A 23,021-nucleotide genomic window follows, 5' to 3' on the forward strand; every position below is an offset into this window, starting at 1 on the left:
TTGGCAGGGTCAGACCATCATCAGCAACACGGCAACGAAGATGCTGCCGGCGGAGAAGGTCATGGTCCGAGACGACCAGGTGTTGAACCAACGTTGAAAGCTGGCCAAATCGCGGGTCAGTTTGGTGTCCTGGCGGGTCCAGGACTGTTGATCGAGGCGGAAGAACACGTAGATCTTCACCAGCGCGCCCATGATCTGGTTGTAATAGAGAATCACTGGGTACGCGGGGCCGATCTTGTGGCCGGAGCACGACAGCAGCAGGGTGAGAATCAGGCGAGTGATGCCGATCCACAGCAAGTACGCGAGGATGAAGGCGCCGCCGTATTTGAAGGTGGCGATGATCGCCACGGTCAGGCCGAGCAGGGAGGTCCACATCGACACGCGCTGGTCGAACAGCACGATGCTGGTGAACAGGCCCAGCCGACGCACACCCAGGCCCAGGGCGCGGGAATTCTGGCGCAGGTTGTTGCCGTACCAGCGGAACATCAGCTTGCGGCTGGCCTTGATGAAGCTCTTTTCCGGCGGGTGTTCCACGGTGTTGATCGCGGCGTCCGGCACGTAGAAGGTGTCGTAGCCCAGGCGCATCAGGCTGAACCAGCTGGACTTGTCGTCACCGGTGAGGAACTTGAAGCGGCCCAGGCGCCAGTGTTGCAGCGAGTCGCTTTCCACGTCGGCGATAAAGCCCGGGTCGGTGACCACGCTGGCACGGAACACCGACATGCGGCCGGTCATGGTCAGCACGCGCTTGGACAGGGCCATGGAGCACATGTTGATGTGGCGCTGGGCGAAGCGCAGTTTGTGCCACTCGCTCATGATGTAGCCGCCGCGCACTTCGCAGAACTCGTTGGTGGTCAGGCCGCCGACATTGCCGAACAGTTGGAACCACGGCACGGTCTTGCGTACAACGCCTTCGGCGAGCACGGTGTCGCCATCGATCACCGCAACCACGGCGCGGTCATCCGGCAGGTGGCGGGAGATGGCGCGGAAACCGAAGGCCAGGCCGTCGCGTTTGCCGGTGCCGGCGATACGCACGAAGTCGAGCTTCACATGCTCGGGTGGGTTCATGCGTTCCCACAGGCTCTTCACCAGCAGCTCATCGGACATTTCCACCAGCGAGCAGACCACGGTGGTGGGGAAGCCACATTCGATGGCTTCACGGATCACCGAGCTGTAGACCTGCGCGGTGGTCAGCGCATCGATACGGAAACTGGTGACCATCAGGAACACATGGGACGGGTCGGCAGCCTTGCCCAGCTTGCGCACTTTGCGGCGCAGGTGCGGGTAGACCACATACAGGAACAGCATGCCGCGAAAGAAATGCGTAGCACCCATCGAGTAGCGCCAGATGCCGACGGCGCCAATCAGGAAAATAAAATTCTTCGACTCGGAGTCGAACGTACTCGCCGGCAAGAGCAGGGCGAGTCCCATCAGCAGGCTCAAAAAGAACAGCCAGCCGGCGGATTGGAGCAGTACGTGTTTTAACTTGGACATAAGCGTCATCCGAAGGTGAAGAAGGCTCCCGGCTGCAAGCGCTGGGGATGGGAACGCTTGCAGCCCGGAACTTGCCGTTGCTGTTACCAGCAAATGCCTTCGGTGCGACCTGTGGCACAGGTGGCCTTGGACATGAAGCCCACCAGGTCGATCACTTGCTTGCCGTGCGGTGCGTTCTGCGCCAGGGCACGGAACTTCTCATCGCGGTTGCCCAGGATGATCACGTCGGAGTTGTTGATCACGGCGTCGAAGTCCGAATTGAGCAGGGACGACACGTGCGGGATCTTGCCTTCGATGTAGTCCTTGTTCGCACCGTGGACACGGGCGTACTCGACGTTGCTGTCGTAGATGCTCAGGTCGAAGCCCTTGCCGATCAGCATTTCGGCCAGTTCGACCAGCGGGCTTTCGCGCAGGTCGTCGGTGCCGGCCTTGAAGCTCAGGCCCAGCAGGGCGACTTTGCGCTTGTCGTGGCTGGAGACGATGTCGAAGGCGTTCTGTACCTGGGACTCGTTGCTGCGCATCAGCGAGTTGAGCAGCGGCGCTTCCACGTCCAGTGAACCGGCGCGGTAGGTGAGGGCACGCACGTCTTTAGGCAGGCACGAACCACCGAAGGCGAAGCCTGGGCGCATGTAGTACTGGGACAGGTTGAGGGTCTTGTCCTGGCACACCACGTCCATCACTTCGCGACCGTCGACGCCGACGGCCTTGGCGATGTTGCCGATTTCGTTGGCGAAGGTCACTTTGGTGGCGTGCCACACGTTGCAGGTGTACTTGATCATTTCGGCAACGGCGATGTCCTTGCGGATGATCGGTGCGTCGAGTTCTTCGTACAGCGACTGCAGGACATCGCCGGAGGCTTTGTCGAACTCGCCGATGACAGTCATCGGTGGCAGGTCGTAGTCGGCGATGGCGGTGGATTCACGCAGGAATTCCGGGTTGACCGCGACACCGAAGTCGACGCCGGCTTTTTTGCCGGAGCAGTCTTCGAGAATCGGGATCACCACGTTGGCCACGGTGCCCGGCAGTACGGTGCTGCGTACGACCACGGTGTGGCGGGTGGTTTTGTCACGCAGGACAAAACCGATCTCGCGGCACACGGCTTCGATGTAGTCCAGTTCCAGGTCGCCGTTTTTCTTGCTCGGCGTGCCGACGCAGATCATCGACAGGTCAGTATCACGGATGGCGTCGGCGAAGTTGGTGGTGCCACGCAGCCGGCCGGTTTCGATACCCTGGCTCAACAACTCACCCAGACCGGGCTCAACGATTGGCGATTTGCCTGCATTGATCAGGTCAATCTTGTCCTTGGAGATGTCTACGCCGACCACGTCGTGGCCACGGGCAGACAGGCAACCGGCACAGACTGCGCCAACGTAACCTAAACCAAATATGCTGATGCGCATCGCATTTACCTCTTCGTCTTCAAGACCGTATTAATCATGCCAATAATTGGCCGGAGTTCATGTTTGCAAGCGTCACTGATGCCACGGAAGTTGGGCGAATAGACGCCGACTTACCGCGTACAGGCATGTTAATTAGTGAGTGACTAACTATTGCACTCAAGTTGTGCGCAACTTGGCCTTGTTATTGGGGCTTGCCCTGAAATGCAGCCGGCCTTTCTGGGGAAAGGTGCCGACGCCAGTGCCGCAAGACCCTGATAGAGGCTTTTAGCCTTTATTTATCAACGTCTTGGGTGTCATCACTGACACATTTGGGTAAGCGCTGCCTTGGCCTATAGGGGATAGCAATGGATCCTTATCGCCGCCCTCAACTCATATCAGTTGATGATATGACCCGTGAGTCAAAGTTGATGAGGCAACTTCGCTACTTCCTTGGGTCGTCATGTAAGTCATCTCTTACAGAAACAGAGAATTTCGTTACCGGTGGTATGAGCCGTGGGTTTAGGCGAAGTTCCGGGCCACTCATCCTGTTTCCTGAAATTTCTTGAAATATTAGGAAAGATGGCACTGGTAGTATATTGATAGCACTTGCTATTTGGGCCAGTAGTTATAGGGAGTTGGCGCGCGGGGATAGTTTTGTGCCACTAGTGTTTGAAAAAAGTGGTGCCACTACGAAAAAAATCGACGAATGTCGAGTGAAAGAATTGTTAGAGATGCGTCAGGATATTTTTTGACGCCAAAAATATGACGATTCATGAATTAAAATGCGGTCAAAAATGTGGGAGGGGGCTTGCCCCCGATCGCGGTGGTTCAGTCACGAATGTATCGACTGATGCACTGCCATCGGGGGCAAGCCCCCTCCCACATTTGTACATCAGCGCTTATTAGGGCTTTATTCCGGTGCGTGATCGCGTAGAAACACCAGGTTGTCCGGCTTGGACTGCTCGGCATTGAAGCGATAGCCCTGCACATCAAACTGCTTGAGCTTCGCCGGGTCGTTGATGCGTTCCTCGATCACAAAGCGGCTCATCATCCCCCGGGCTTTCTTGGCGTAGAAGCTGATGATCTTGTACTGGCCGTTCTTCAGGTCCTTGAACTCGGTGTTGATGATCCGCGCGGTCAGCGCCGTACGCTTGACCGCCGAGAAGTACTCGTTGGAGGCCAGGTTGAGCAGCACGTCGTCGCCTTGTGCGGCCAGCGCTTCGTTGAGCCATTCACTGATACGCGTGCCCCAGAAGGCGTACAGGTCCTTGCCACGGGCATTGGGCAGCTTGGTGCCCATCTCCAGGCGGTACGGCATCATCAGGTCCAGGGGGCGCAGCAGGCCGTACAGGCCCGAGAGCATGCGCAGGTGGTCCTGGGCGTAGGTGAAGTCGGCATCGCTGAACGTCTCGGCATTCAGGCCGGTGTACACGTCGCCCTTGAACGCCAGCAGCGCCTGCTTGGCATTGTCCTGGGTGAACGCCGGGGTCCAGCTGCCGAAACGGGCGGCGTTGAGGCCGCCGATCTTGTCGGATACGTGCATCAATTCGCTGATTTGCGCCGGGCTCAACTCACGCAGTTGCTCGATCAGCTCCTGGGAATGGTCCAGGTACTGCGGCTGGGTAAAGCGCTGGGTTGCCGGCGCGGTCTCGAAATCGAGGGTCTTGGCGGGGGAAATCACCATCAGCATGAAGTCGTCTCCTGTAAACGTGAGGCGATTCTAGGGGGTTGGGCAGTTTGACTCCACCTATGAAGCCCATAGATGCCCGATTTCTGTAGGAGCGAGCTTGCTCGCGAAAAACGCACAGTCACCGCTTTCATTCAGGAGGAACCGCGTCATCGTTAACATCCTTCGCGAGCAAGCTCGCTCCTACAATAATCGGCGGCCAGTCCGCTATGATGGCCGGTGACTCTGGAGAGGGAGACCCCGTGTGCGAATAGCACTTTTGTTGTCGGCATGCCTGCTGTGCCTGAATGCCCAGGCCGCGCCCGTGGATGTGGCCAGCCTGGACCGTGGCACCTGGCCCGAAAAACTCGGCAGCCCGGCGCTGTTCGATGTGGCTTCACGCGCCGAAATCCTGATGTTCGCCCACAGCCTGCTGGCCAGTGAGAACCAGGACGAAACGGCGCTCAAGCAACGCCTGGGCCTGAAGATCATCAACCTGGCCGCCATCGACGACCTGCGCCGCCAGCTCTGGCAGCGCCTGCTGGAGAACTACACCTTCGCCCAGCAGAGCTGTGAGGAAGACGCGTCGTTCTGCTATTTGGTGGAAAACATGGACGACCTGCGCGAGCAGGCCGGCAAGTTCGAGGTCAGCGAAAACTCCTTCTATATAGGCTGGGCCGGTCCGAGCCATATTTTCCATGAGCGCTACCTGGATGAATTGCTGCGCAAGGCGGCGCTGTTTCCGCAGATCAGCAGCGAAATCGCGCGTTTCGGCGACCATGAGCGCAATGGCGACGAGTTCAACGATCGCCTGTTCCTGCTGACGTTCGATGGCGGCCCGGCCCCCGTCAGCGGCAATACCGACTGGCTCGCCGACTACCTGCGCAAGCAAAAGATGAACGCGACCTTCTTCGCCCTCGGCAGCAGCCTGCAGGCCCGGGTCGAGCGCAGCTCGGTTGCCGATGTGCAGGCGTTGTACCAGGGCCAGTGTGTTGGCACCCAGGGTTGGCAGTACCGTTCCCACAGCCATTGGGTGGACTGGCAGAGTTCGATCACCCGCAGCGCGTCGTTGGCGCAGAACCTGATGCCGGAAAACTACGTGCCGCTGTTCCGTCCGCCCTATGGCCAGCGCCGCGCGGACAGCCAGGGTTTCTTTCAAGCCCAGGGCTTGCAGGTGGCGTTGTGGGATATCGATTCCCAGGATGAACCGGGCAAGCTCAAGGCCGATGAGTCGGCGCAACGGGTGCTGACCTTGATGCTGTTGTGGCGCAAAGGCGTGATTGTGTTTCACGACACCCAGGACAAGGCGCGGGTCGCTTTACCCATGCTGTTACAGGCAACGGCGCAGAGTGGTCTGGGTTGGCAGGACTGCCGGGAAGCGTTTCGCTGAAGTGCCCGTAACTGTTGGGTTTTTGGCAGTTTCGGGGTGATTTCGTGCGACATTTCGATGCAGGCGGACTTCCGACTTTAGCGGGGTATGTGGCACTCGGCTAGTGCTATTCGTCATCCTGAAAAATAAACTTCAAAAAAGCGTCAAAGTGCTTTTTCCTGTCACACGTTTTGCGGTATTACGAAGTCAGATCGCCGAAACCTGCAGCACAGGTGGCGTCTTCCAAGACTCCTCATGTGGGCACTGCGCTTGACGTCACTCAGGTGCAGTCGGTGGTCGAATCGAGGCGCAGCACCGCCCAGGTATTGCGTCGACTGGCTCCCACAAAGGTGACCGAGTATGGATGATCATGGACGTAACCCTTCTTCCGACCAGCCAATCCTTTATGTGCTTGATACCAACGTATTGATCCACGATCCAAACGCACTGCTCAACTTCGAAGAACACCACGTCGCCATCCCGATGATCGTGCTTGAGGAGCTCGACAAACTCAAAAGCGGGCACCACAGCGTGGCCGCCGAATGCCGCCAGGCCATCCGTCTCATCGACAAGACATTGGGCGAAGCCTCGCCTGAAGATGTTGAAGTCGGCGTGCCGATCCAGCGCGGCAAAAGCGGACCCAAGGGCTTGCTGTCGATTCTGATGAGTAAGCGCAGCGAGCCCAACAGCCTGCTGCCGGAAAACCTGAACGACAACAAGATCATCAACCAATTGATCGACCTGCACGCCCGTGACAAGGACCTGCGCGTGGTGCTGGTGACCAAAGACATCAATATGCGCCTCAAGGCCCGAGCGTGTGGGATCGCGGCCGAGGACTACAGCACTGACCAACTGGTCGACGACGTGTCGATGCTGTCCCGTGGTTATCACATGATTACCGGCTCGTTCTGGGACCGCGTCAGCAAGGTCGAAACCCGGCAGGACCATGGCCGTACCTGGCACCAGGTGCAGTTGATCGAAAACCTGCCGGCCGTACATATCAATGAATTCATCGTCGACGAACAGGGCTTCGTGGGCTGGATCAAAGAGATCCAGGTCGACAAGCTGCTGATCCTCGACCTGCATCAGGAGCCCCTGTTGCACCAGGAAGCCTGGGGCCTGAAACCGCGGGATATCTACCAGAGCCTGGCACTGTACGCGCTGCTCGACCCGGACATCCACCTGGTCAACCTGACCGGCGCCGCAGGCTCGGGGAAAACCATCCTCGCCCTGGCTGCCGCCATCGAGCAGACCATGGTGACCAAGCGCTATCGCCGCATCATCGCCACCCGCAGCGTGCAGGGCCTGGACCAGGAGATCGGTTTCCTGCCCGGTACCGAAGCGGAAAAAATGGAGCCTTGGCTGGGGGCGATCACCGACAACCTCGAAGCCTTGCACATGGATGATGAAAACACCCATGGCAGTGTCGACTACATCCTCAGCAAAGTGCCGTTGCAGTTCAAATCCCTCAACTACATCCGAGGTCGCAGCTTCCAGCAGAGCCTGATCCTGATCGATGAATGCCAGAACCTCACGCCGCACCAGATGAAAACCATCATCACCCGTGCCGGCGCCGGTTCCAAAGTGGTGTGCCTGGGCAACCTGGCACAGATCGACACCCCTTACCTGTCCGCGACCAGCTCCGGGCTGACGTACCTGACTGAACGCTTCAAAGACTTCCCGAACGGCGTGCACATTGCGCTGCAGGGTGTTCCACGTTCGATCCTGGCCGAATACGCCGAATCCCATCTCTGACCGTCAGCACCTACTAAAACGGGCGCCCCATGGGACGCCCGTTTTTTGTGTTCAGGCCGACCGCTCGACCAGCGCCCAATCGATCGCCGGTTTGTGTGCCCTGGACAGCAGGGTGTACACCGACGGCAGTACAAACAAGGTAAACAGCGTGCCCACCAGCATGCCGATCACGATCACCAGCCCCAACCCAAAGCGGCTGCTGGCACCGGCACCCGACGAGAACAGCATCGGCACCAGGCCCACCACCATGGCCGCCGTGGTCATCAGGATCGGCCGCAGCCGAATGCGTGCCGCCCGCATGATCGCCTGGGCCGGCGTGCAGCGGTACAGCACCTGCAGCTCGTTGGCGAACTCGACCATCAGGATCCCGTGCTTGCTGATCAGGCCGATCAGGGTGACGAGGCCGATCTGCGTGTAGATATTGATGGTCGCCAGCCCCAGCGCCAGGGGAATCAACGCGCCGCAGATCGACAGCGGCACCGTGATCAGAATGATCAGCGGGTCGGTCAGGCTTTCATACTGCGCGGCCAGCACCATGTAGATCACGATCAGCGCAAACAGGAAGGTCAGCATCAACGCATTGCCCTCGTGGATGAACTGCCGCGAATCGGCCTGCCAGTCATGGCTGAAACTGGCGGGCAACTGGCGGCTCTGTTCCTGCAAGAAAGCCACTGCCTGGCCGAGGCTGACGCCGGGTGCCGGAATACCCTGGAAGGTCGCGCTGTTCTGTTGGTTGAACTGTTTGAGTTTGTTCGGCTCGATCACGTTGTGCAGGCTGACCACGGTGGACAGCGGCACCTGCTGGCCGGTGTCGGTGTCGACGTAGAAGCCATTCAGGTCCTGGGGCGTGAGGCGCCGCGAGGCCTGGCTCTGGGGGATCACATCGTAGGAGCGGCCTTGCAGGGCGAACCGGTTGGTGTAGTTCTCACCGATCAACACCGCCAGGGTGCTACCGATGTCCTGCATGCGAATCCCCAGGCTGTTGGCCTTGCTGCGGTCGATGCGCACTTGGGTCACCGGGTTATTGAACGCCAGGTCACTGTCGACCACCGCAAACAGCCCGCTGGCCCGCGCCTGGGTTTTCAGCGCTTCCATGGCCTGGTACAGCGAGCGGTAGTCTTCCGTGCTGCGCATCACCATTTGCACCGGCAAGCCACCGGTGGAGGCGGGAAGTGGCGGCAGCTGGAACACGAAGATCGAGTTGCCTTCCACGGCGTCGACGCTTTGTTGCAGCTCGGCCTGGATCGTCGCGGCACTGCGCTGACGCTGCGACCATTCGGTGAAGTTCACCCCGGCAAAACTCGCGGCGACGCCGTCATTGCCGTTGATGATCCAGGTGCTCACGGTCTCCGGCAAGTGGCCGAGAATCCCGCTCAACTGATAGGCGTAGCGCTCTACGTAATCGAGGTTGGCGTGCTGCGGTGACTTGATCGCCAGCAGCAGGTTGCCCTGGTCTTCGTTGGGCGCCAGTTCCTTGCTGGCATGGCCATACAGCCAGGGCAGGCTGAGCAGCACCAGGGCGCCGAACAACAGGATCAACCCGCGCTTGCGCAGCGAGCCCAGCAGTGCGCGCTGATACAGGCGTGCAAGGCGGTGGAAGAAGCGCTCGGCCAGGCGGCTCATGGTGCCTTCGTGCTCCTGGCCCGGTAGCAGCTTGGCGCACATGACCGGGGTCAGGGTCAGGGCGATCACCCCGGAGACCAGCACGGCGCCGGCGAGGGTCAGGGCGAATTCCTTGAACAGCGCGCCTGTCAGACCGTTCATCAGGCCGATGGGCATGTACACCGCTGCCAGGGTGATGGTCATGGCGATCACCGGCGAAGCGATCTCGCGCGCGCCGAACAAGGCAGCCTGCAGCGCGCTGCGTCCTTCCTTGACATGCCGGTGGATGTTCTCCATCACCACAATGGCGTCATCCACCACCAGGCCGATCGCCAACACCATTGCGAGCAACGTCAGCAGGTTGATGCTGAAGCCGAACAACGTCATCAAGCCCAGGGCACCCAGCATCGACAACGGAATACTCACGATGGGGATGATCACGCTGCGCACCGAGCCCAGGCACAGGTAGATGATCACCACCACGATCAGGATGGCCTCGATCAGCGTTTCGATCACTTCGATAATCGAGGCTTCGATAAAGTGCGCAGTCTCGAACGCCAGCGCCACCTTGACCCCTGGCGGCAGGGTTTTCTCGATGTTCGGCAACAAGCGCTTGATGTCGGCGACGATCAACAGCGGGTTGCCCTTGGGTGTTGCATAGAGACCCAGGTGCACCGCGGGCTTGGCGTCCATCAGCGCACTGGTTTCGTAGGCTGCCGAACCCAGCTCGACGGTCGCGATATCGCGCAGGCGCAGCAGGTGGTCGCCGTTGTTGCTGATGACCATGTTGCGAAACTCATCGAGGCTGCTCAGGTCGGTGTTGACCTGGATCGAGGAGATCACATAGTGGCCCTTGATCTGCCCCGGTGCTGCCTGGAAGTTGTTGTCGCGGATCGCCTGTTCCACCTGGGCGGCACTGATGCCGTGGCCTGCCATGCGTTGCGGATCGAGCCACAGGCGCATGGCCAGGCGCTGGCCGCCGAAGGTCTCCACCTTGGCCACGCCGTCGATTGTCGAAAACAACGGCTGTACCACGCGGCTCAGGTAATCGCTCAAGGCCGAGGCCGACAGCGCATCACTGGAAAACCCCACGTACGCCACCGCTGTCGCATCGCCGGCGGAACGCTCGATCACCGGGTCATAGGCCTGTTCAGGCAGGCGGTATTTGACCTGGTTGACCTTGGCAATCACATCGCTCAACGCCTTGGCCGAGTCCTGGTTGAGTGCCATGCGCAGGGTGATCTGGCTGCGGCCCTGCACCGATGAGGAACTCACATAGTCCACGCCTTCCACCGAGGCCAGGGACTGGTTGATCGGTTGGGTTACAAAGCCTTGCATCAGCTCGGCGGGGGCGCCGGGGTAGTCGGTGGTCACGCTGATCACCGAGCTTTCCAGCAGCGGGTATTGGCGCACAGGCAGGTCGAGGTAGGCCTTGAGCCCGGCCAGTACGATCAGCAGGCTGACCACCAGGGCCAGTACCGGGCGACGTACGAACAGGTCGGTGAATTTCACGGGTTTTCTCCGGCCATGGTCATCCCCGAGGGCGGGTGGGCGTCGGTCAACACCGTGCGTTCGAGGGGCTCGATAGCGGCACCGTCACTGAGCTTGATCTGCCCGGAAATCACCACCTGGTCACCCGGATTCAAGCCCGCATCGATCACCACGCAGCCATTGCGCCGCTCGCTGGTCTTGACCAATACGCGGCGGGCGATGGGCGGGGTATTGGCATCGGCCGATGGCTGTACCACGAATACGTCTTCACCGTAGGCGTTATAAGTGATGGCGGTTTCCGGCACGCTCAAGGTGTTGCCGGGCAATGACTGTGGCAGGCGCACTTTGGCGAACATGCGCGGCAGGGCGCCGTCGGTGGGGGCCTGCAACAGCGCCTGGACACTCAGGGTGCGCGAGCGGTCGAGGAACGGGTCGATACTGCTGATGCGTGCGCTGAAGCTTTGCCCCGGCAAGGCGTCGAGTTGTACATCCAGGGTATTGCCGACCTTCAGTTGTGCCAGGGCTTGCTCCGGCACGCTGAAGTTCACGTACAAGCCCTTGTCGCCGACCAAGTTGATCAGGCTGTCGCCGGGGTTCACAAATTGGCCCAGGTGAACCTTGCGAATCCCGAGGGTGCCGGCGAACGGTGCGCGAATGGTCAATTGGTCGATCTGCGCCTTCAGCTCCTGCAGGGCGCCTTGAGCGGTGGTGTATTCGGTCTGGGCATTGTCGAAGGCTTCGCGGGATGTGGCGTTCACCTTGACCAGGGTGCGCGAGCGTTCCAGCTTGACCTTGGCATTTTCCAATTCACCCTGCAGGCGCATCAGGTTGCCGCGTTGGGGCGCATCGTTGAGCCTGACCAGCACTTGGTCGCGCTCGACGCGTTGCCCTGACTCCACTGGCAACTGCACCACACGCCCGCCGACTTCAGCCGGTACGCTGACCTGTTGCACGGCTTCCAGCTCACCGATGGCTTCCAGGTAGCGGGTAAAGGGGGCGTCACTGACCGGCGCCACCGCCACTTTGATCGGCGCGGGCGCGTAGGCAGCGGCAGCCGGATGGTTCCAGCGCCACAATGCCCACGCCAATGCAATAAGGATGACCACGGCAATCGACAACGCCACGGTGGTTCGTGAGACGGCACGTCCGGATCGACTGACGTGTGACATAAGCTTCATTCCTTGATGGCAATCAGTAGATGGGCCAGCAGCCCGGCGTCAGTAGTTCGACGAGGTTCTCATCCGGATCACGGAAATAGATGCTCGATCCGCCCTTGGGCCAGTGGGTGCGCCCCTCGATGGCAATATCCGCGTTGCCCAGGCGCGCCTCCCAGGTCGGCAGGTCGTCGGCGTCGATGGCAAAGCAGATATGAATGCGCCCGTTGGCGTCATGGGGCGGGATCTCGCCGCCGCTCAAGTATTTGGTTTGAAGAGAGGCGCCCCGTTTGAAGAGCAAGAGAGTATTCTGCTGACCGACGTTTAACGCGACGAGCACGTTGCTCTCGACCATCGTCTCAAGCTCCAGGTGCCGGGCGTAAAACGCTTTGGCGCGGTCGAGGTCGTCTACGTACAGCGCGGTCTCAATGATTCGTTTGAGTTGAGGCATGGTTTTGCTCCTTGTTGAAGGTTGCTCCCTGAGATGGAATTCACAGCATGGTCACGGTCCTACTGCGCAATATCGATTTGAATCTGTTGGTGGTGCTCGATGCACTGCTGACTGAAAAACACGTCACCCGCACCGGTGCGCGACTGCATTTGAGCCAACCGGCGATCAGTCATTCCTTGAGTAAGTTGCGGGTGCTGCTCGACGATCCGATCCTGATCCGCGAGGGCAATGAAGTGGTGCTCAGCGCCCTGGCGCAGAATATCCAGGTGCCGTTGCGCGACATCCTCAGCCAGATCGAAACACTGTTCGGCAAGTCCATCGACTTCGACGCGGCCAGTTCCCAACGAACCTTCCAATTGGCGATGTCGGACTACGGCGCGGCGATTATCCTGCCCAAGTTGCTGGTGCGACTGCGCAGCGAGGCGCCGAACACCACGCTGGTGGTGACCCAGGGCAGCCGGCATGCGATGTTCGAGCAAGTGGCGCAGGGCAAGATCGACCTGGCCCTGGGGGTGTTCCCCAGCCTGACGCCCGATGTGTCGATGGAAGTGTTGTTCGAGGAAACGTTTTCCTGCCTCCTCGACCGGCGGACCCTGTCCAAGGACGGCATGCTCGATCTGGAGAGCTACCTGGATCGTCCGCATATCCAGGTGTCCATGGATGGTGGTGCCAATGGTGAAGTAGACAGCCTGTTGCGTGCCGAAGGCTTGCGCCGTCGTATCGCCGTCAGTGTGCCGCACTGGCGTACGGCGCCGAGCCTGTTGCACAACACCGACCTGATCCTTACCGTCGCCACCCGCACGCTGGAAGACACGTTGCTCAACCCGGACCTGGTGCAGTTGCCGCCACCGTTCAGCATTCCGCGCTTTCCCTTTGTGCAGATCTGGCACCAGCGATTCTGTGACGATCCGGCACATGCGTGGTTGCGCGAACAGGTCAAGCAAGTGGTGGCTCATACCGTGCAGGTCGACTGATCGGGGCGCAGGCGTAACCGCAAGTCCTGGCCCAACTGGGTCACTTCGTACAGGGTGAAGTCCAGGGAATGGGTGAGGTTTTCCAGCTCCGGCAAATGCACCAGCGGCCGTGCGAGGTCGCCGAGCAGGCGCGGCGCGACGTACAGCAACAGCTCATCCACCAGCCCGGCGCGCAGCAGGTTGCCTGCCAGGGTCGGTCCGGCTTCGACCATCACATCATGCAAACCGCGCTGGCTCAGATGGACCATCAAGGCATGCAGATCGAGGCCACTCTGGTTGCCCGGCAGGCCGAGCAAGCGCTCAGCGTTGGCGCCTGGCGGCAGATGTTGCTCGTGCACCACATGCAGGCTTGGCGCCTGGTCGTCGAACACCCTCGCGGTACCGGGCACCCGCGCCTGGCTGTCGAGGATCACCCGCAGCGGCGCGATGGCTTCGGCAGACGCCATCTCACGTACGGTCAACGAGGGGTTGTCGGCCAGCACCGTGCCGCTGCCGGTGAGGATCGCCGCACTGCGCGCTCGCCAATACTGCACATCGGCGCGCGCCCTGGCGCCGGTGATCCATTGCGAGCGCCCGTTGTTCAGCGCGGTGCGGCCATCCAGGCTCATGCCCATCTTCAACTGCACCCACGGCCGCTGACGCTTGACCGAGGACAAGAAGCCACGGTTCAACTCGCGGGCGGCCGCATTGAGCAAGCCCACGCGCACCTCGATCCCGACGTCGCGCAGTTCGGCGATCCCACGACCGTCGACCTGCTCGAACGGATCTTCATGGGCGACGACCACACATGCCACGCCAGCCTCGATCAGCGCCAGGTGACAGGCGCCGGTGCGCCCGACATGGCTGCAGGGTTCCAGCGTCACATAGGCCGTGGCGCCCTTGGCCAGGGCACCGGCCTGGCGCAGGGCGAAGACCTCGGCGTGCGGACCGCCCGCACGCCGATGCCAGCCCTCGCCCACGATGTGTGCACCGTGGGCGATGACGCACCCGACCCGTGGATTGGGCCAGGTGGAGTGACTGCCGCGCTCGGCCAACGACAATGCATGGTGCATATGTTGAAAGTCGATTTCGCTGAAGTGGGTCATGGGCGGCGTTGCCCTGCCACAGCGTGGGCGGTGATCGGGTAGATACGCCCGTCGTAGGCGCTGGCCAGGAAGCCACTGCCTTCGGCGTCATGGGTCAGGCATGAAATACCGCTGGCGGTGATCTTCTCCACCTTTGCCCATTTGCGCTTGGCCAGGTCGAACACCGCAACGGTGCCGCCGTAGCTGCCGGTGGCGATCATCTGGCGGTCCTTGGAGATGGCAATGCACTTGATCGAGTGGCTGTGAGGGGTGTCATACACCTCGCTGTTGCCGGCTTGCCACAGGCGCAGCTTGAGGTCGCGCCCGATACTGGCAAAGCCGCCCTGGATCTGCGTGCAGCCGTTGGAAATACGGTCGTGGGCCTTGTCCAGGTAGGTTTCCAGCTCGAAGTCTGCGATCCGGAAGAACGCCGCAGCCGCAGTCGCGCATACGCTGAACAGGTACTGTTCATCGGCGGCGATGCCCTTGATGGCGTTCTCGTGCATGCGCACTTCGCGCAGGAAACGCGGCTGCTGGTTTTCCAGGTTGAAGATCAAGGCTTCGCCAGTGTACGTACCGATTGCGGCGTGCAACTGGCCATCTTTTTCAAAGGTGGTGCCGCAGTTGAGCGGTGAGCGGTGCTGGTAGATGACGTCGCCGGTCTTGGCGTCGAACACCGTGCCCATCTGGCCGCCGGTCAACACGCTGTCACCGAAGGGCAGCAGGAAGTTGCACAGACTGCCGGCCTTGGTGCTGGGTTGGCCATTGATCTGCAGGATGCCGGCATCACCGATGCTGTAGATGTCGTCACCGACCACCGTGACTGCGTTCAAACTGATGGCCGGCTCGATGCCGCCCACGTCCCATTCCTGAGTGGTGAAATCCCAGGTGGCGTACGTTGAGCCGAAGGTCACGAAGGCGATGCGATGGTTGCCCAGCAATGCACAGCTGCGTGGCCAGATGATGCTTGGCAGTGAAGTCTGGGCGGTTTTCACCAGTTGGTTATCGGGCGTCAACGCCCACAGCATGACGCAACGGTCGTAGCTGAGGCTAACCAGCAGGCGCTGTGCGTCGTTCCATACGATGCGCTTGATTCCGGCGGCATGGGCAGCTTGCAGGTAGGTGCCGCTGCTGCTGATCACGGAGATTTTGCCTTCGTCGTCACCGGCGAAAATGATGCCCTCACGGGACAGGGCCACGGTGTCGGTTTCCACGCCGCCCAGGTCGATCAGGTCCAGTTGTTCGCCGCTGGCAGCGTCCCAACGGCGGATCGAACCGTCATCGCTGCTGGAAACCAGGGTCTTGCCATCGGCGGCCCAGCACACCGAAATCACGTCGGCATCGTGACCGCTGAGGATCCGCAGGGTTCGCCCGCTGAGGTCGAACAGGCGGATGCTGTGGTCCCGCGAGCAGGTGGCGATGGTCTGGCCATCCGGCGAGAAGGCGGCCATTTCGATGTCGTCATCGTGACCCACCAGCACGCTTTTCAAGCGCAGCGAAGGGATTTCCCAGACGCGGGCAGTGTAGTCGCTGCTGGCACTGACCAGCAGGGTGCCGCTGGCGTTGAACGCGCATTGGTTGGCCAGGTGGTCGTGGAGCACGCGCTGGATCGGCGTCTTGGTTTTTGCATCCCACAAAATAACCTGGTTGTCATAACCGGCGGTTGCAACGTACGTATCGTTGAATGTTGCAATACCGCTAATAGGGCCAAAGTGTCTCATGCGTCATCATCCTTAATGTAGTGTGGGCGAAAGAAAGTGCTCAGGCGCGCTTCGGTTGTTTCATCAGGTTGATCACGTGATTTTTCTTATCGACTTTCGCTTGCAGGTAATGAGTGTTGTGCCGGGTGACAAACACGCCAGTCGGAATAACGTTGTCCACCACAATGCCGTTATCCACCAGGGCCTGAACTTTGTCCGGGTTATTGGTGATCAATTGGCACTGTTTGATGTTCAACGCTTTTAACATGCCAGCGGCCATGGAAAAGTCGCGGTCATCTTCAGGAAAGTTCAGGTGGGTATTGGCTTCGAATGTGTCCATGCCCGAATCTTGCAGGCGGTAGGCGTCCAACTTTGCATATAAGCCGATGCCGCGGCCTTCTTGTCGCAGGTAAATAAGATAGCCACCCACTTCCTGCATGCGCAGGATCGACTCGTTTAATTGCGGGCCGCAGTCACAGCGCTGCGAACTGAATACATCGCCGGTCAGGCATTCGGAATGAATACGCACCAACGGGCTGATGGGATTGGCGGGGCCAAGCTTTATCACGATATGTTCGTGTGCTGTGTCCAAGCCACTGAACGTGTAGAAAGTTCCAGGATTGGAATGGTCGTCCAGGGGGATATCAACGTGGTTGCGTACGCTAAGGCGGTTCATGGCGGTTCCTTCCGTGCTTGAATGATCAACGCGTTATTGTTTTGGTACAGGGAGGGGTTACAGGGTTTGTGCGAGGCGAAAACCCATTACGTAAATCTGTCGTGGATACTTGCCGTGACGCCGGCAATTGCGGGTCAGGTCGCGAAACCTGGTGAAGCTGCCACCACGGGCTATGCGGTGGGTGCCGACCACAGTGACGAGGTCATCGGTGATGGCGGTCCCGCCGGGGTAGGGGGCGTAGTCGTCAGCGACGAATTCTTCGACGTTACCGGCCATGTCCAGGCAGCCAAATGGCGATGCACCCTCGACCAAAAGGCCGACCGGAGTGGTATCGAACAGACCCAGTTCAGCGGTGTTGGCACGCTCGGGCAGGAAGGTATCGCCCCAAGGGTATTCGAGGTTTTCCGGGCCGGCGGCGGCGTATTCCCATTCAGCCTCGGTGGGCAGTCGGAAGGTGCGGCCACTGGCTTCGCTGAGCCAGGCAGCGTAGGCGTCGGCGTCATCGGCAGTGATCCCGTAGACCGGATGGTTGGCGCGTTCGTGAGGGTACTGTCCGAAGGCCCAGCTTTCGGGGATCCGTGCCTGCGTGTTGGCCTCGAGAAAGGCTCGGTATTCGAGGTTGGTCACCGGGTATTTACCGATGGCGTAGGGCTGCAGGTGTACGCGATGACGAGGGACTTCCTTGGCGATCCAGTCCCGATCCAGGCCCAGGCCGCGCATGTCGTGCATCACCTGGTCGACCGCCGATTCGGCCAAACCGATCTCGACGGTGCCTGCGCTGATGTGAATCATCGTAGGGTTGAGTACATCGAGCCTGGGGTCGTTGGTCAGTGCCAGCAGTTGGGCGGCGGCATAGCGCCAGGCCAGCGGCGAGACAGGGTTTTCGACGCGGTTGGCCAACTGTTCGCTGGTCTCTTCCGAAACCAGGCGCCAGGCTGCCAGCGGCAACTTGAGGTTGACGGCTTCGTGGAAGTGCTCAGGCAGGCCCATCAAGAAACGGTCTGTCATTTCGGCGGTCAGGGGGCCGTCGAACACGGGCCAATGGTTGAAACCCTTGGAAGTCATAACGCTCGTTTTCCTACTGCGTGGGAGAAAAGGCACGTACACCCAGGCGCACGTGCCCGGCCTTCAGAGGGTGCAGATCAGTCCGGTTTGCAGGCAGTTGCGTTCGAAGTCATCCCAGTAGCCCTTGGGGTGCTTGGCCCGCTCGGCCTCGGAAATAATCGGTTTTTGCCACTGCAGGCGGGAGAAGCCGGCTTTCATGATTGCCAGCTCATAGCGCTCGCGGCTCCAGCGATGGAAGGTGAAGGCGCTGGGCGGTGTGGTGACGAATTCGGCGTGGTGACGGAAGCCGCCTTCGTGGGGTTCTTCGGTGAGTACGTGCACGCCGTATTTGGTGAAGTTGCCACGTTTCAATTGAAAGGTTGGCTCTACCGTGTAAGCCACGACCCGTCCGCCGGGGGCGAGGTTCTTGGCGACGACCTGGAACATCTTGTCGAGTTTTTCTGGCGAATCGGCGTAGTTGAACAGCCAGGCGGCGGTGATCAGGTCGAACTTGCCGAGAATGCCCAGATCGCAGATATCGCTGACGTGGTACTCGATCGGCTCCTGGTTGCGCGCCGACTCTTGGCGGGCCAGGTCAATCATGGAGGCGGATATATCCACGCCAACCACTTTGCTGGCACCTTGGCGATACAGCTCGCGTCCGAAGAAACCGAAACCGCAGGCCAGGTCCAGTACGGATTTGCCCTTGGGATTACCGACCATGCTGAAGAAGGTCGCGGTTTCCACCGAGCGCTGCGAGGCGCTGTCCGTGAAAGCTTCGAAGCGTTCGCCGATGGCGTCGTAAGTTGCCGTTGCAGTTTGAGTGGTCATTGCCTCACCTTTTTAAAGTTAATAGCTGTCGTCAATCCCTGACTGGGAACATGAAGAGTTCTTCTGTTTTTGGTGACCCTGTTATGCCTGAATCAAGTGCGAGTGGTAATAAGGAACCCCCCTATGACGACAAGTACGCCGACCAGTTTGTTAATGTTGAGAGACTGTTTGGGGAAGCCCAGCAGGCCGAAATAGTCAATCGCAATTGAAACGATAAGTTGTCCGATCAATACCGCCATGATGAAGTTGAGAGCACCCAGTCGAGGCGCCATCAATAACGCTACGGTAATATAAAAAACACCGGCAACACCGCCCATCCAAATCCACCAGGGCCCGTCTTGCACGGCGGCAAGATTAGGACGAGGCGCCTTGACCGCAATAATGACAACAATGAGTACAACCAGGCTGACCAATAGGGATACTGCAGTGGCCCATAAAGGATGGCCTAGCAGATTACCCAGTTTCGCGTTGGTGCCTGCCTGTAAGGGCACTGCAAAACCGGCGAATAAACTGAGCAGGATGAAATACAGTAAGGTCATGAAGTAGGCATTCCGTTTTTTTTCAAGTTTTACGGTGCTTGGATTGTTGGCGCCAATTCTTTGTTCTGATGGGGAGTATTCGTCGCGCTGATCGGGCATTTGGCTACTAGTGATTCAGGGACGGGTAATCAGGTGTGCGCGATCTTGACCGACGGGTTTACAATCGCTGCTCCTGATCAGGAGTATCCCTGTGCTGACTCATCTCGATTCCCAAGGTCGCGCCCATATGGTCGATGTCACCGACAAGTCCGTGACGTTCCGTGAGGCCGTGGCCGAAGCGCGCGTGCGCATGCTGCCCGAGACCCTGCAAATGATTGTCGACGGCGCCCACCCCAAGGGCGACGTGTTTGCCGTGGCCCGCATTGCCGGGATCCAGGCGGCGAAAAAAACCAGTGACCTGATTCCCCTCTGCCACCCGTTGATGTTGACGGGCGTCAAGGTCGAACTGAGCGCCGAGGGTGCAGACTTGGTGCATATCGTGGCGCGCTGCAAACTCTCCGGCCAGACCGGCGTGGAGATGGAAGCCCTCACCGCCGCCAGCGTCGCGGCGCTGACGATCTACGACATGTGCAAGGCGGTGGACCGTGGCATGACCATCGAAAACATTCGCCTGCTGGAAAAACTCGGCGGCAAAAGTGGGCACTTCAAGGCGGACCAGGCATGAGCATCAACGTATTGTTTTTTGCGCGTTACGCCGAAGCGGTGGGCCTGGACTCACTGGAGATGGAAGGCGACTTCGCGACCGTCGACGCGGTGCGCCTGGCGTTGGCGGGTGATCCGGGTTTTGAAGTGCTCAACGAAACCAGCCTGATGTGCGCCCGTAACGAAGAGATGTGCGGGCTCGACGAGCCGCTGCAGCCTGGCGACGAAGTCGCATTCTTCCCCCCCGTGACCGGAGGCTGATCATGGCCATTCGTGTACAGGTCCAGGCATTTGATCCTGGCGCCGAAGTCAACGCCATGCATGCGGCCAACGTTGGTGTGGGCGCGGTGGTGAGTTTCGTGGGGTATGTACGCGACTTCAATGACGGCCGTGAGGTGTCGGGGATGTTCCTGGAGCATTACCCTGGCATGACCGAAAAGGCCCTGGCCAAGATCGCCATCGAGGCCGAGCAGCGCTGGCCGTTGCTCAAGTTGGAGGTATTGCATCGCATCGGCCCTCTGGAGCCCGGTGAGCCGATTGTGTTTGTTGCGGCAGCCAGTGCCCATCGCCAGGCCGCATTTGATGCCTGTGCGTTTGTGATGGATTACTTGAAGACGCGGGCGCCGTTCTGGAAGAAAGAAAATACCAGTGAGGGGCCGCGTTGGGTGGAAGGGCGCCACAGCGACAACGCCGCTGCGGATCGCTGGAAATAGCCAGCCGAACATAGAACCAAATGTGGGAGGGGGCTTGCCCCCGATAGCAGTGTGTCAGTCAATGAGTACTTGGCTGACACATCGCCATCGGGGGCAAGCCCCCTCCCACAATTTTTACTGCATCCAGCTTACGGGCGCTTGCGCTCCACAGCCCGCAGCAAGTGCGTCGGCGGCGTTTCACAGCTGATCTTGCGCCCCAGCAGCGCTTCGATCGACGGCAACTGATACGAGTCATCTTCCCCGGCAAAGCTGATCGACACACCCGCCGCCCCGGCACGGCCGGTACGGCCAATGCGGTGCACGTAGTCATCCGGCACTTCCGGCAGGGTGAAGTTGATCACGTGGCTGATGCCGTCGATGTGAATCCCACGCCCGGCCACGTCGGTGGCCACCAGTACACGGATCTTGCCTTCGCGGAAGCCTTCCAGGGTCTTGATGCGCTTGTGCTGCGGCACATCGCCCGACAGTTGCGCAGCGTTCACACCATCACGCACCAGGCGTTCTTCGATGCGGCGCACCTCGTCCTTGCGGTTGGCGAACACCATCACGCGCTCCCAGCCGTTGTCGTTGACCAGGTTGTAGAGCAGCTTGTATTTGTCGGCGCCGGCCACGGCGTAGATGTGTTGCTCGACGTTTTCGCTGGCGACGTTTTCCGCTTCGATCTCGACGATGGACGGGTCGGTGGTCCATTGCTTGGCGAGGTTCATCACGTCTTCGGTGAAGGTCGCGGAGAACAGCAGGGTCTGGCGCTCGGATTTCGGCGGGGTCTGGCGAATGATCTGGCGCACTTGCGGGATAAAGCCCATGTCGAGCATGCGGTCGGCTTCGTCCAGCACCATCACCTCGACCATGTCCAGGTGCACGTCGCCGCGCTGGTTGAAGTCCAGCAGACGGCCAGGGGTGGCCACCAGGATGTCGCAGTGACGGGCTTCGAGGTGCTTGAGCTGCTTGTCGAAGTCCATGCCGCCTACGAACGTCATGACGTTGAGGCCGGTGTACTTGGTCAGGTCGGCAGCGTCCTTGGCGATCTGTACCACCAGCTCCCGGGTCGGGGCGATGATCAGCGCGCGCGGTTCACCCACGTAGCGCTCTTTGGGCGGCGGCGTCTGCAGCAGTTGGGTGATGATCGAGATCAGGAACGCGGCGGTCTTGCCGGTGCCGGTCTGGGCGCGGCCGATGGCGTCTTTGCCGGCCAGGGTGAAGCCCAGCACCTGCGCCTGGATCGGCGTGCAGTACGGGAAGCCCAGGTCCTGGATGGCGTGCATCAGTTCCGGGGCCAGCTTGAAATCATGGAAACGGGTCTTGCCTTCCTGGGGCTCGACGACGAAATCTTCGAGTTTCCACGCAATCACCGGCGGTTTTGGCGCGCGTTCACGCCGCGGCTTTGGTGTCACCGGTGCGGCAACGGACTCGACCGGCCTGGCCTGTTCGGCTGGGGTCACCGTCGGCTTCTTCGGCTGGGTGACAGGGGCAGTCCGCTGGGGCTGCCTGCCGTCCTGGCGGCTGCCGGCTGTCGGGGCAGGAGCACTGGAATCTGGCGCGAGCGGCTCAGCCTCGCTTTTGCCGAACATCTTCTTGAGTGCTTTGAGCACGGTGATCTCATTAATTGGTTAAGGAATGTACGCCGGCCAGTGTAATGCAAGAATCGGGCGCGGCGTAGTGCGTCTGTCATACGGCTACATAAACTGTGGTTTTCAGCCCAGGCGAGCGGTCAACCAGGCACCGATATCGCGTATCTCCTCGGGTAACACTTCGTGGCCCATTGGGTATTCCTGCCATGTCACGGTGACACCACGGCTCTTCAGGTGCTCGTAGGCGCTGCGGCCCATAGCGTTCTGCACCACATCGTCATATTGGCCGTGCAGGCACAGGGTGGGAATGCGCTGCTGGCTGGCGGACAATTCCAGCTCGTCGCTGAACGTGGGTGCGTAGGTGGAGAGGGCAATCACGCCGCCCAACGGGCCTTCCCAATTCAGGAAGGCGGTGTGGAACACCACGGCGCCACCTTGGGAAAAACCGGCGAGGAAAATCCGCGAAGCGTCTATTCCGGTTCTCTTCTGTGTCTCGATCAGGTCCGTGACCATTTTTGCCGACACTTCCAGCTCTTCCAGGCTGATGGAGCGGGCCGGGCTCATGGCTTTGATGTCGTACCAGCTTGGCATCTCGTAGCCACCATTGATCGTCACCGCGCGGGTCGGCGCCTGGGGCAAAACGAAACGCGTGGTCAGCAGGCTTTCCTGCAGCGCCTCGGCCACCGGCAGGAAGTCGTAGCGATCTGCACCCAGGCCATGCAACCAGATAACGCAGGCGTCTGCGGGCTTGGCGGGCTGAAGAATCAAGGGTTCGGTCATGTCTGCTCCATTAATGTGCGTGCGCTCCGATTAAGTGCGACGGAACGGTGCGCGATGGGTTGATCTGTTAATAAGATGTCGCACGGTTGAATCTTTTTCTATTGACCGTGGGCTGAAACGACTCAGCCG

At 60.1% G+C, this 23,021-nt stretch carries 20 protein-coding genes; 6 read left to right on the forward strand and 14 right to left on the reverse strand.

What is annotated here, in order from left to right:
• Positions 1-9: 9 nt before the first annotated feature.
• The 3 genes from alg8 to yaaA form a co-directional block, all read right to left on the reverse strand.
• Entirely contained in the window at positions 10-1,491 is a 1,482-nt protein-coding gene (alg8, locus tag BLR69_RS26670) for a mannuronan synthase (protein WP_162276396.1), read from the reverse strand.
• 83 nt (positions 1,492-1,574) lie between these two features.
• Entirely contained in the window at positions 1,575-2,891 is a 1,317-nt protein-coding gene (locus BLR69_RS26675; protein WP_071494076.1) for a nucleotide sugar dehydrogenase, read from the reverse strand.
• Between the two features lie 889 nt (positions 2,892-3,780).
• Positions 3,781-4,560, reverse strand: a complete 780-nt coding sequence (gene yaaA / locus BLR69_RS26680) for a peroxide stress protein YaaA (protein WP_071494075.1) — start codon at positions 4,558-4,560, stop codon at positions 3,781-3,783.
• A gap of 241 nt (positions 4,561-4,801) precedes the next feature.
• On the opposite strand from yaaA, the gene BLR69_RS26685 reads away from it, so the two are divergent.
• Both BLR69_RS26685 and BLR69_RS26690 read left to right on the forward strand, forming a co-directional pair.
• Positions 4,802-5,926 (forward strand): polysaccharide deacetylase family protein, encoded by a 1,125-nt coding sequence (locus BLR69_RS26685; RefSeq protein WP_071494074.1) that lies wholly within the window; start codon positions 4,802-4,804, stop codon positions 5,924-5,926.
• Between the two features lie 339 nt (positions 5,927-6,265).
• The gene (locus tag BLR69_RS26690; RefSeq protein WP_071488573.1) at positions 6,266-7,660 is read left to right on the forward strand and encodes a PhoH family protein; all 1,395 of its coding nucleotides are present in this window, start codon (positions 6,266-6,268) and stop codon (positions 7,658-7,660) included.
• A 51-nt stretch (positions 7,661-7,711) separates the two neighbouring features.
• On the opposite strand, the gene BLR69_RS26695 is transcribed toward BLR69_RS26690, so the two are convergent.
• The 3 genes from BLR69_RS26695 to BLR69_RS26705 are packed head-to-tail and all read right to left on the reverse strand — an operon-like array spanning position 7,712 to position 12,358.
• Positions 7,712-10,774, reverse strand: coding sequence for a MexW/MexI family multidrug efflux RND transporter permease subunit (locus BLR69_RS26695; RefSeq protein WP_071494073.1), 3,063 nt, complete (start codon positions 10,772-10,774; stop codon positions 7,712-7,714).
• Entirely contained in the window at positions 10,771-11,922 is a 1,152-nt protein-coding gene (locus BLR69_RS26700; RefSeq protein ID WP_071494072.1) for an efflux RND transporter periplasmic adaptor subunit, read from the reverse strand. Before BLR69_RS26700 ends, BLR69_RS26695 begins: the two co-directional genes overlap by 4 nt.
• A 22-nt stretch (positions 11,923-11,944) precedes the next feature.
• A complete protein-coding gene (locus BLR69_RS26705) occupies positions 11,945-12,358 on the reverse strand; it encodes a VOC family protein (protein ID WP_071494071.1) in 414 nt (137 codons plus the stop codon).
• A gap of 47 nt (positions 12,359-12,405) precedes the next feature.
• Here BLR69_RS26705 and BLR69_RS26710 point away from each other — a divergent pair, with 47 nt between their 5' ends.
• Positions 12,406-13,332, forward strand: a complete 927-nt coding sequence (locus tag BLR69_RS26710; protein ID WP_058422911.1) for a LysR family transcriptional regulator — start codon at positions 12,406-12,408, stop codon at positions 13,330-13,332.
• Here the strand turns inward: BLR69_RS26710 and ribD are convergent.
• From ribD to BLR69_RS26740, 6 genes are all read right to left on the reverse strand, one after another.
• Positions 13,311-14,417 (reverse strand): bifunctional diaminohydroxyphosphoribosylaminopyrimidine deaminase/5-amino-6-(5-phosphoribosylamino)uracil reductase RibD, encoded by a 1,107-nt coding sequence (gene ribD / locus BLR69_RS26715; protein ID WP_071494070.1) that lies wholly within the window; start codon positions 14,415-14,417, stop codon positions 13,311-13,313. The genes BLR69_RS26710 and ribD overlap by 22 nt on opposite strands.
• Positions 14,414-16,117, reverse strand: coding sequence for a WD40 repeat domain-containing protein (locus tag BLR69_RS26720; RefSeq protein WP_058422909.1), 1,704 nt, complete (start codon positions 16,115-16,117; stop codon positions 14,414-14,416). The genes ribD and BLR69_RS26720 overlap by 4 nt, the downstream gene beginning before the upstream one ends.
• Before the next feature lie 40 nt (positions 16,118-16,157).
• Positions 16,158-16,772: a GTP cyclohydrolase II gene (locus BLR69_RS26725; RefSeq protein ID WP_071494069.1), complete on the reverse strand. Its 615-nt coding sequence runs from the start codon at positions 16,770-16,772 to the stop codon at positions 16,158-16,160.
• A 57-nt stretch (positions 16,773-16,829) separates the two neighbouring features.
• Entirely contained in the window at positions 16,830-17,837 is a 1,008-nt protein-coding gene (locus BLR69_RS26730) for a formylglycine-generating enzyme family protein (protein ID WP_071494068.1), read from the reverse strand.
• 63 nt (positions 17,838-17,900) lie between these two features.
• Positions 17,901-18,647, reverse strand: a complete 747-nt coding sequence (locus BLR69_RS26735) for a class I SAM-dependent methyltransferase (RefSeq protein ID WP_071494067.1) — start codon at positions 18,645-18,647, stop codon at positions 17,901-17,903.
• A 92-nt stretch (positions 18,648-18,739) separates the two neighbouring features.
• Positions 18,740-19,186, reverse strand: coding sequence for a DMT family transporter (locus tag BLR69_RS26740; RefSeq protein WP_071488582.1), 447 nt, complete (start codon positions 19,184-19,186; stop codon positions 18,740-18,742).
• 190 nt (positions 19,187-19,376) lie between these two features.
• Here BLR69_RS26740 and moaC point away from each other — a divergent pair, with 190 nt between their 5' ends.
• Genes moaC through moaE form a run of 3 tightly spaced genes read left to right on the forward strand, consistent with a single transcriptional unit; the run spans position 19,377 to position 20,541 of the window.
• The gene (gene moaC, locus BLR69_RS26745; protein WP_071494066.1) at positions 19,377-19,850 is read left to right on the forward strand and encodes a cyclic pyranopterin monophosphate synthase MoaC; all 474 of its coding nucleotides are present in this window, start codon (positions 19,377-19,379) and stop codon (positions 19,848-19,850) included.
• Positions 19,847-20,089: a MoaD/ThiS family protein gene (locus BLR69_RS26750; protein ID WP_058422903.1), complete on the forward strand. Its 243-nt coding sequence runs from the start codon at positions 19,847-19,849 to the stop codon at positions 20,087-20,089. Before moaC ends, BLR69_RS26750 begins: the two co-directional genes overlap by 4 nt.
• Before the next feature lie 2 nt (positions 20,090-20,091).
• Positions 20,092-20,541, forward strand: a complete 450-nt coding sequence (moaE, locus tag BLR69_RS26755; protein WP_071494065.1) for a molybdopterin synthase catalytic subunit MoaE — start codon at positions 20,092-20,094, stop codon at positions 20,539-20,541.
• Positions 20,542-20,669: 128 nt separating this feature from the next.
• Here moaE and rhlB read toward each other — a convergent pair whose 3' ends face one another.
• Positions 20,670-22,139: an ATP-dependent RNA helicase RhlB gene (gene rhlB / locus BLR69_RS26760; RefSeq protein WP_197681387.1), complete on the reverse strand. Its 1,470-nt coding sequence runs from the start codon at positions 22,137-22,139 to the stop codon at positions 20,670-20,672.
• Between the two features lie 96 nt (positions 22,140-22,235).
• Complete coding sequence (locus BLR69_RS26765; protein ID WP_071494063.1) at positions 22,236-22,892, reverse strand: alpha/beta hydrolase; 657 nt, start codon at positions 22,890-22,892, stop codon at positions 22,236-22,238.
• Positions 22,893-23,021 lie beyond the last annotated feature (129 nt).

Source organism: Pseudomonas azotoformans, from assembly GCF_900103345.1.
GTDB classification, from domain to species: Bacteria; Pseudomonadota; Gammaproteobacteria; order Pseudomonadales; family Pseudomonadaceae; genus Aquipseudomonas; species Aquipseudomonas azotoformans.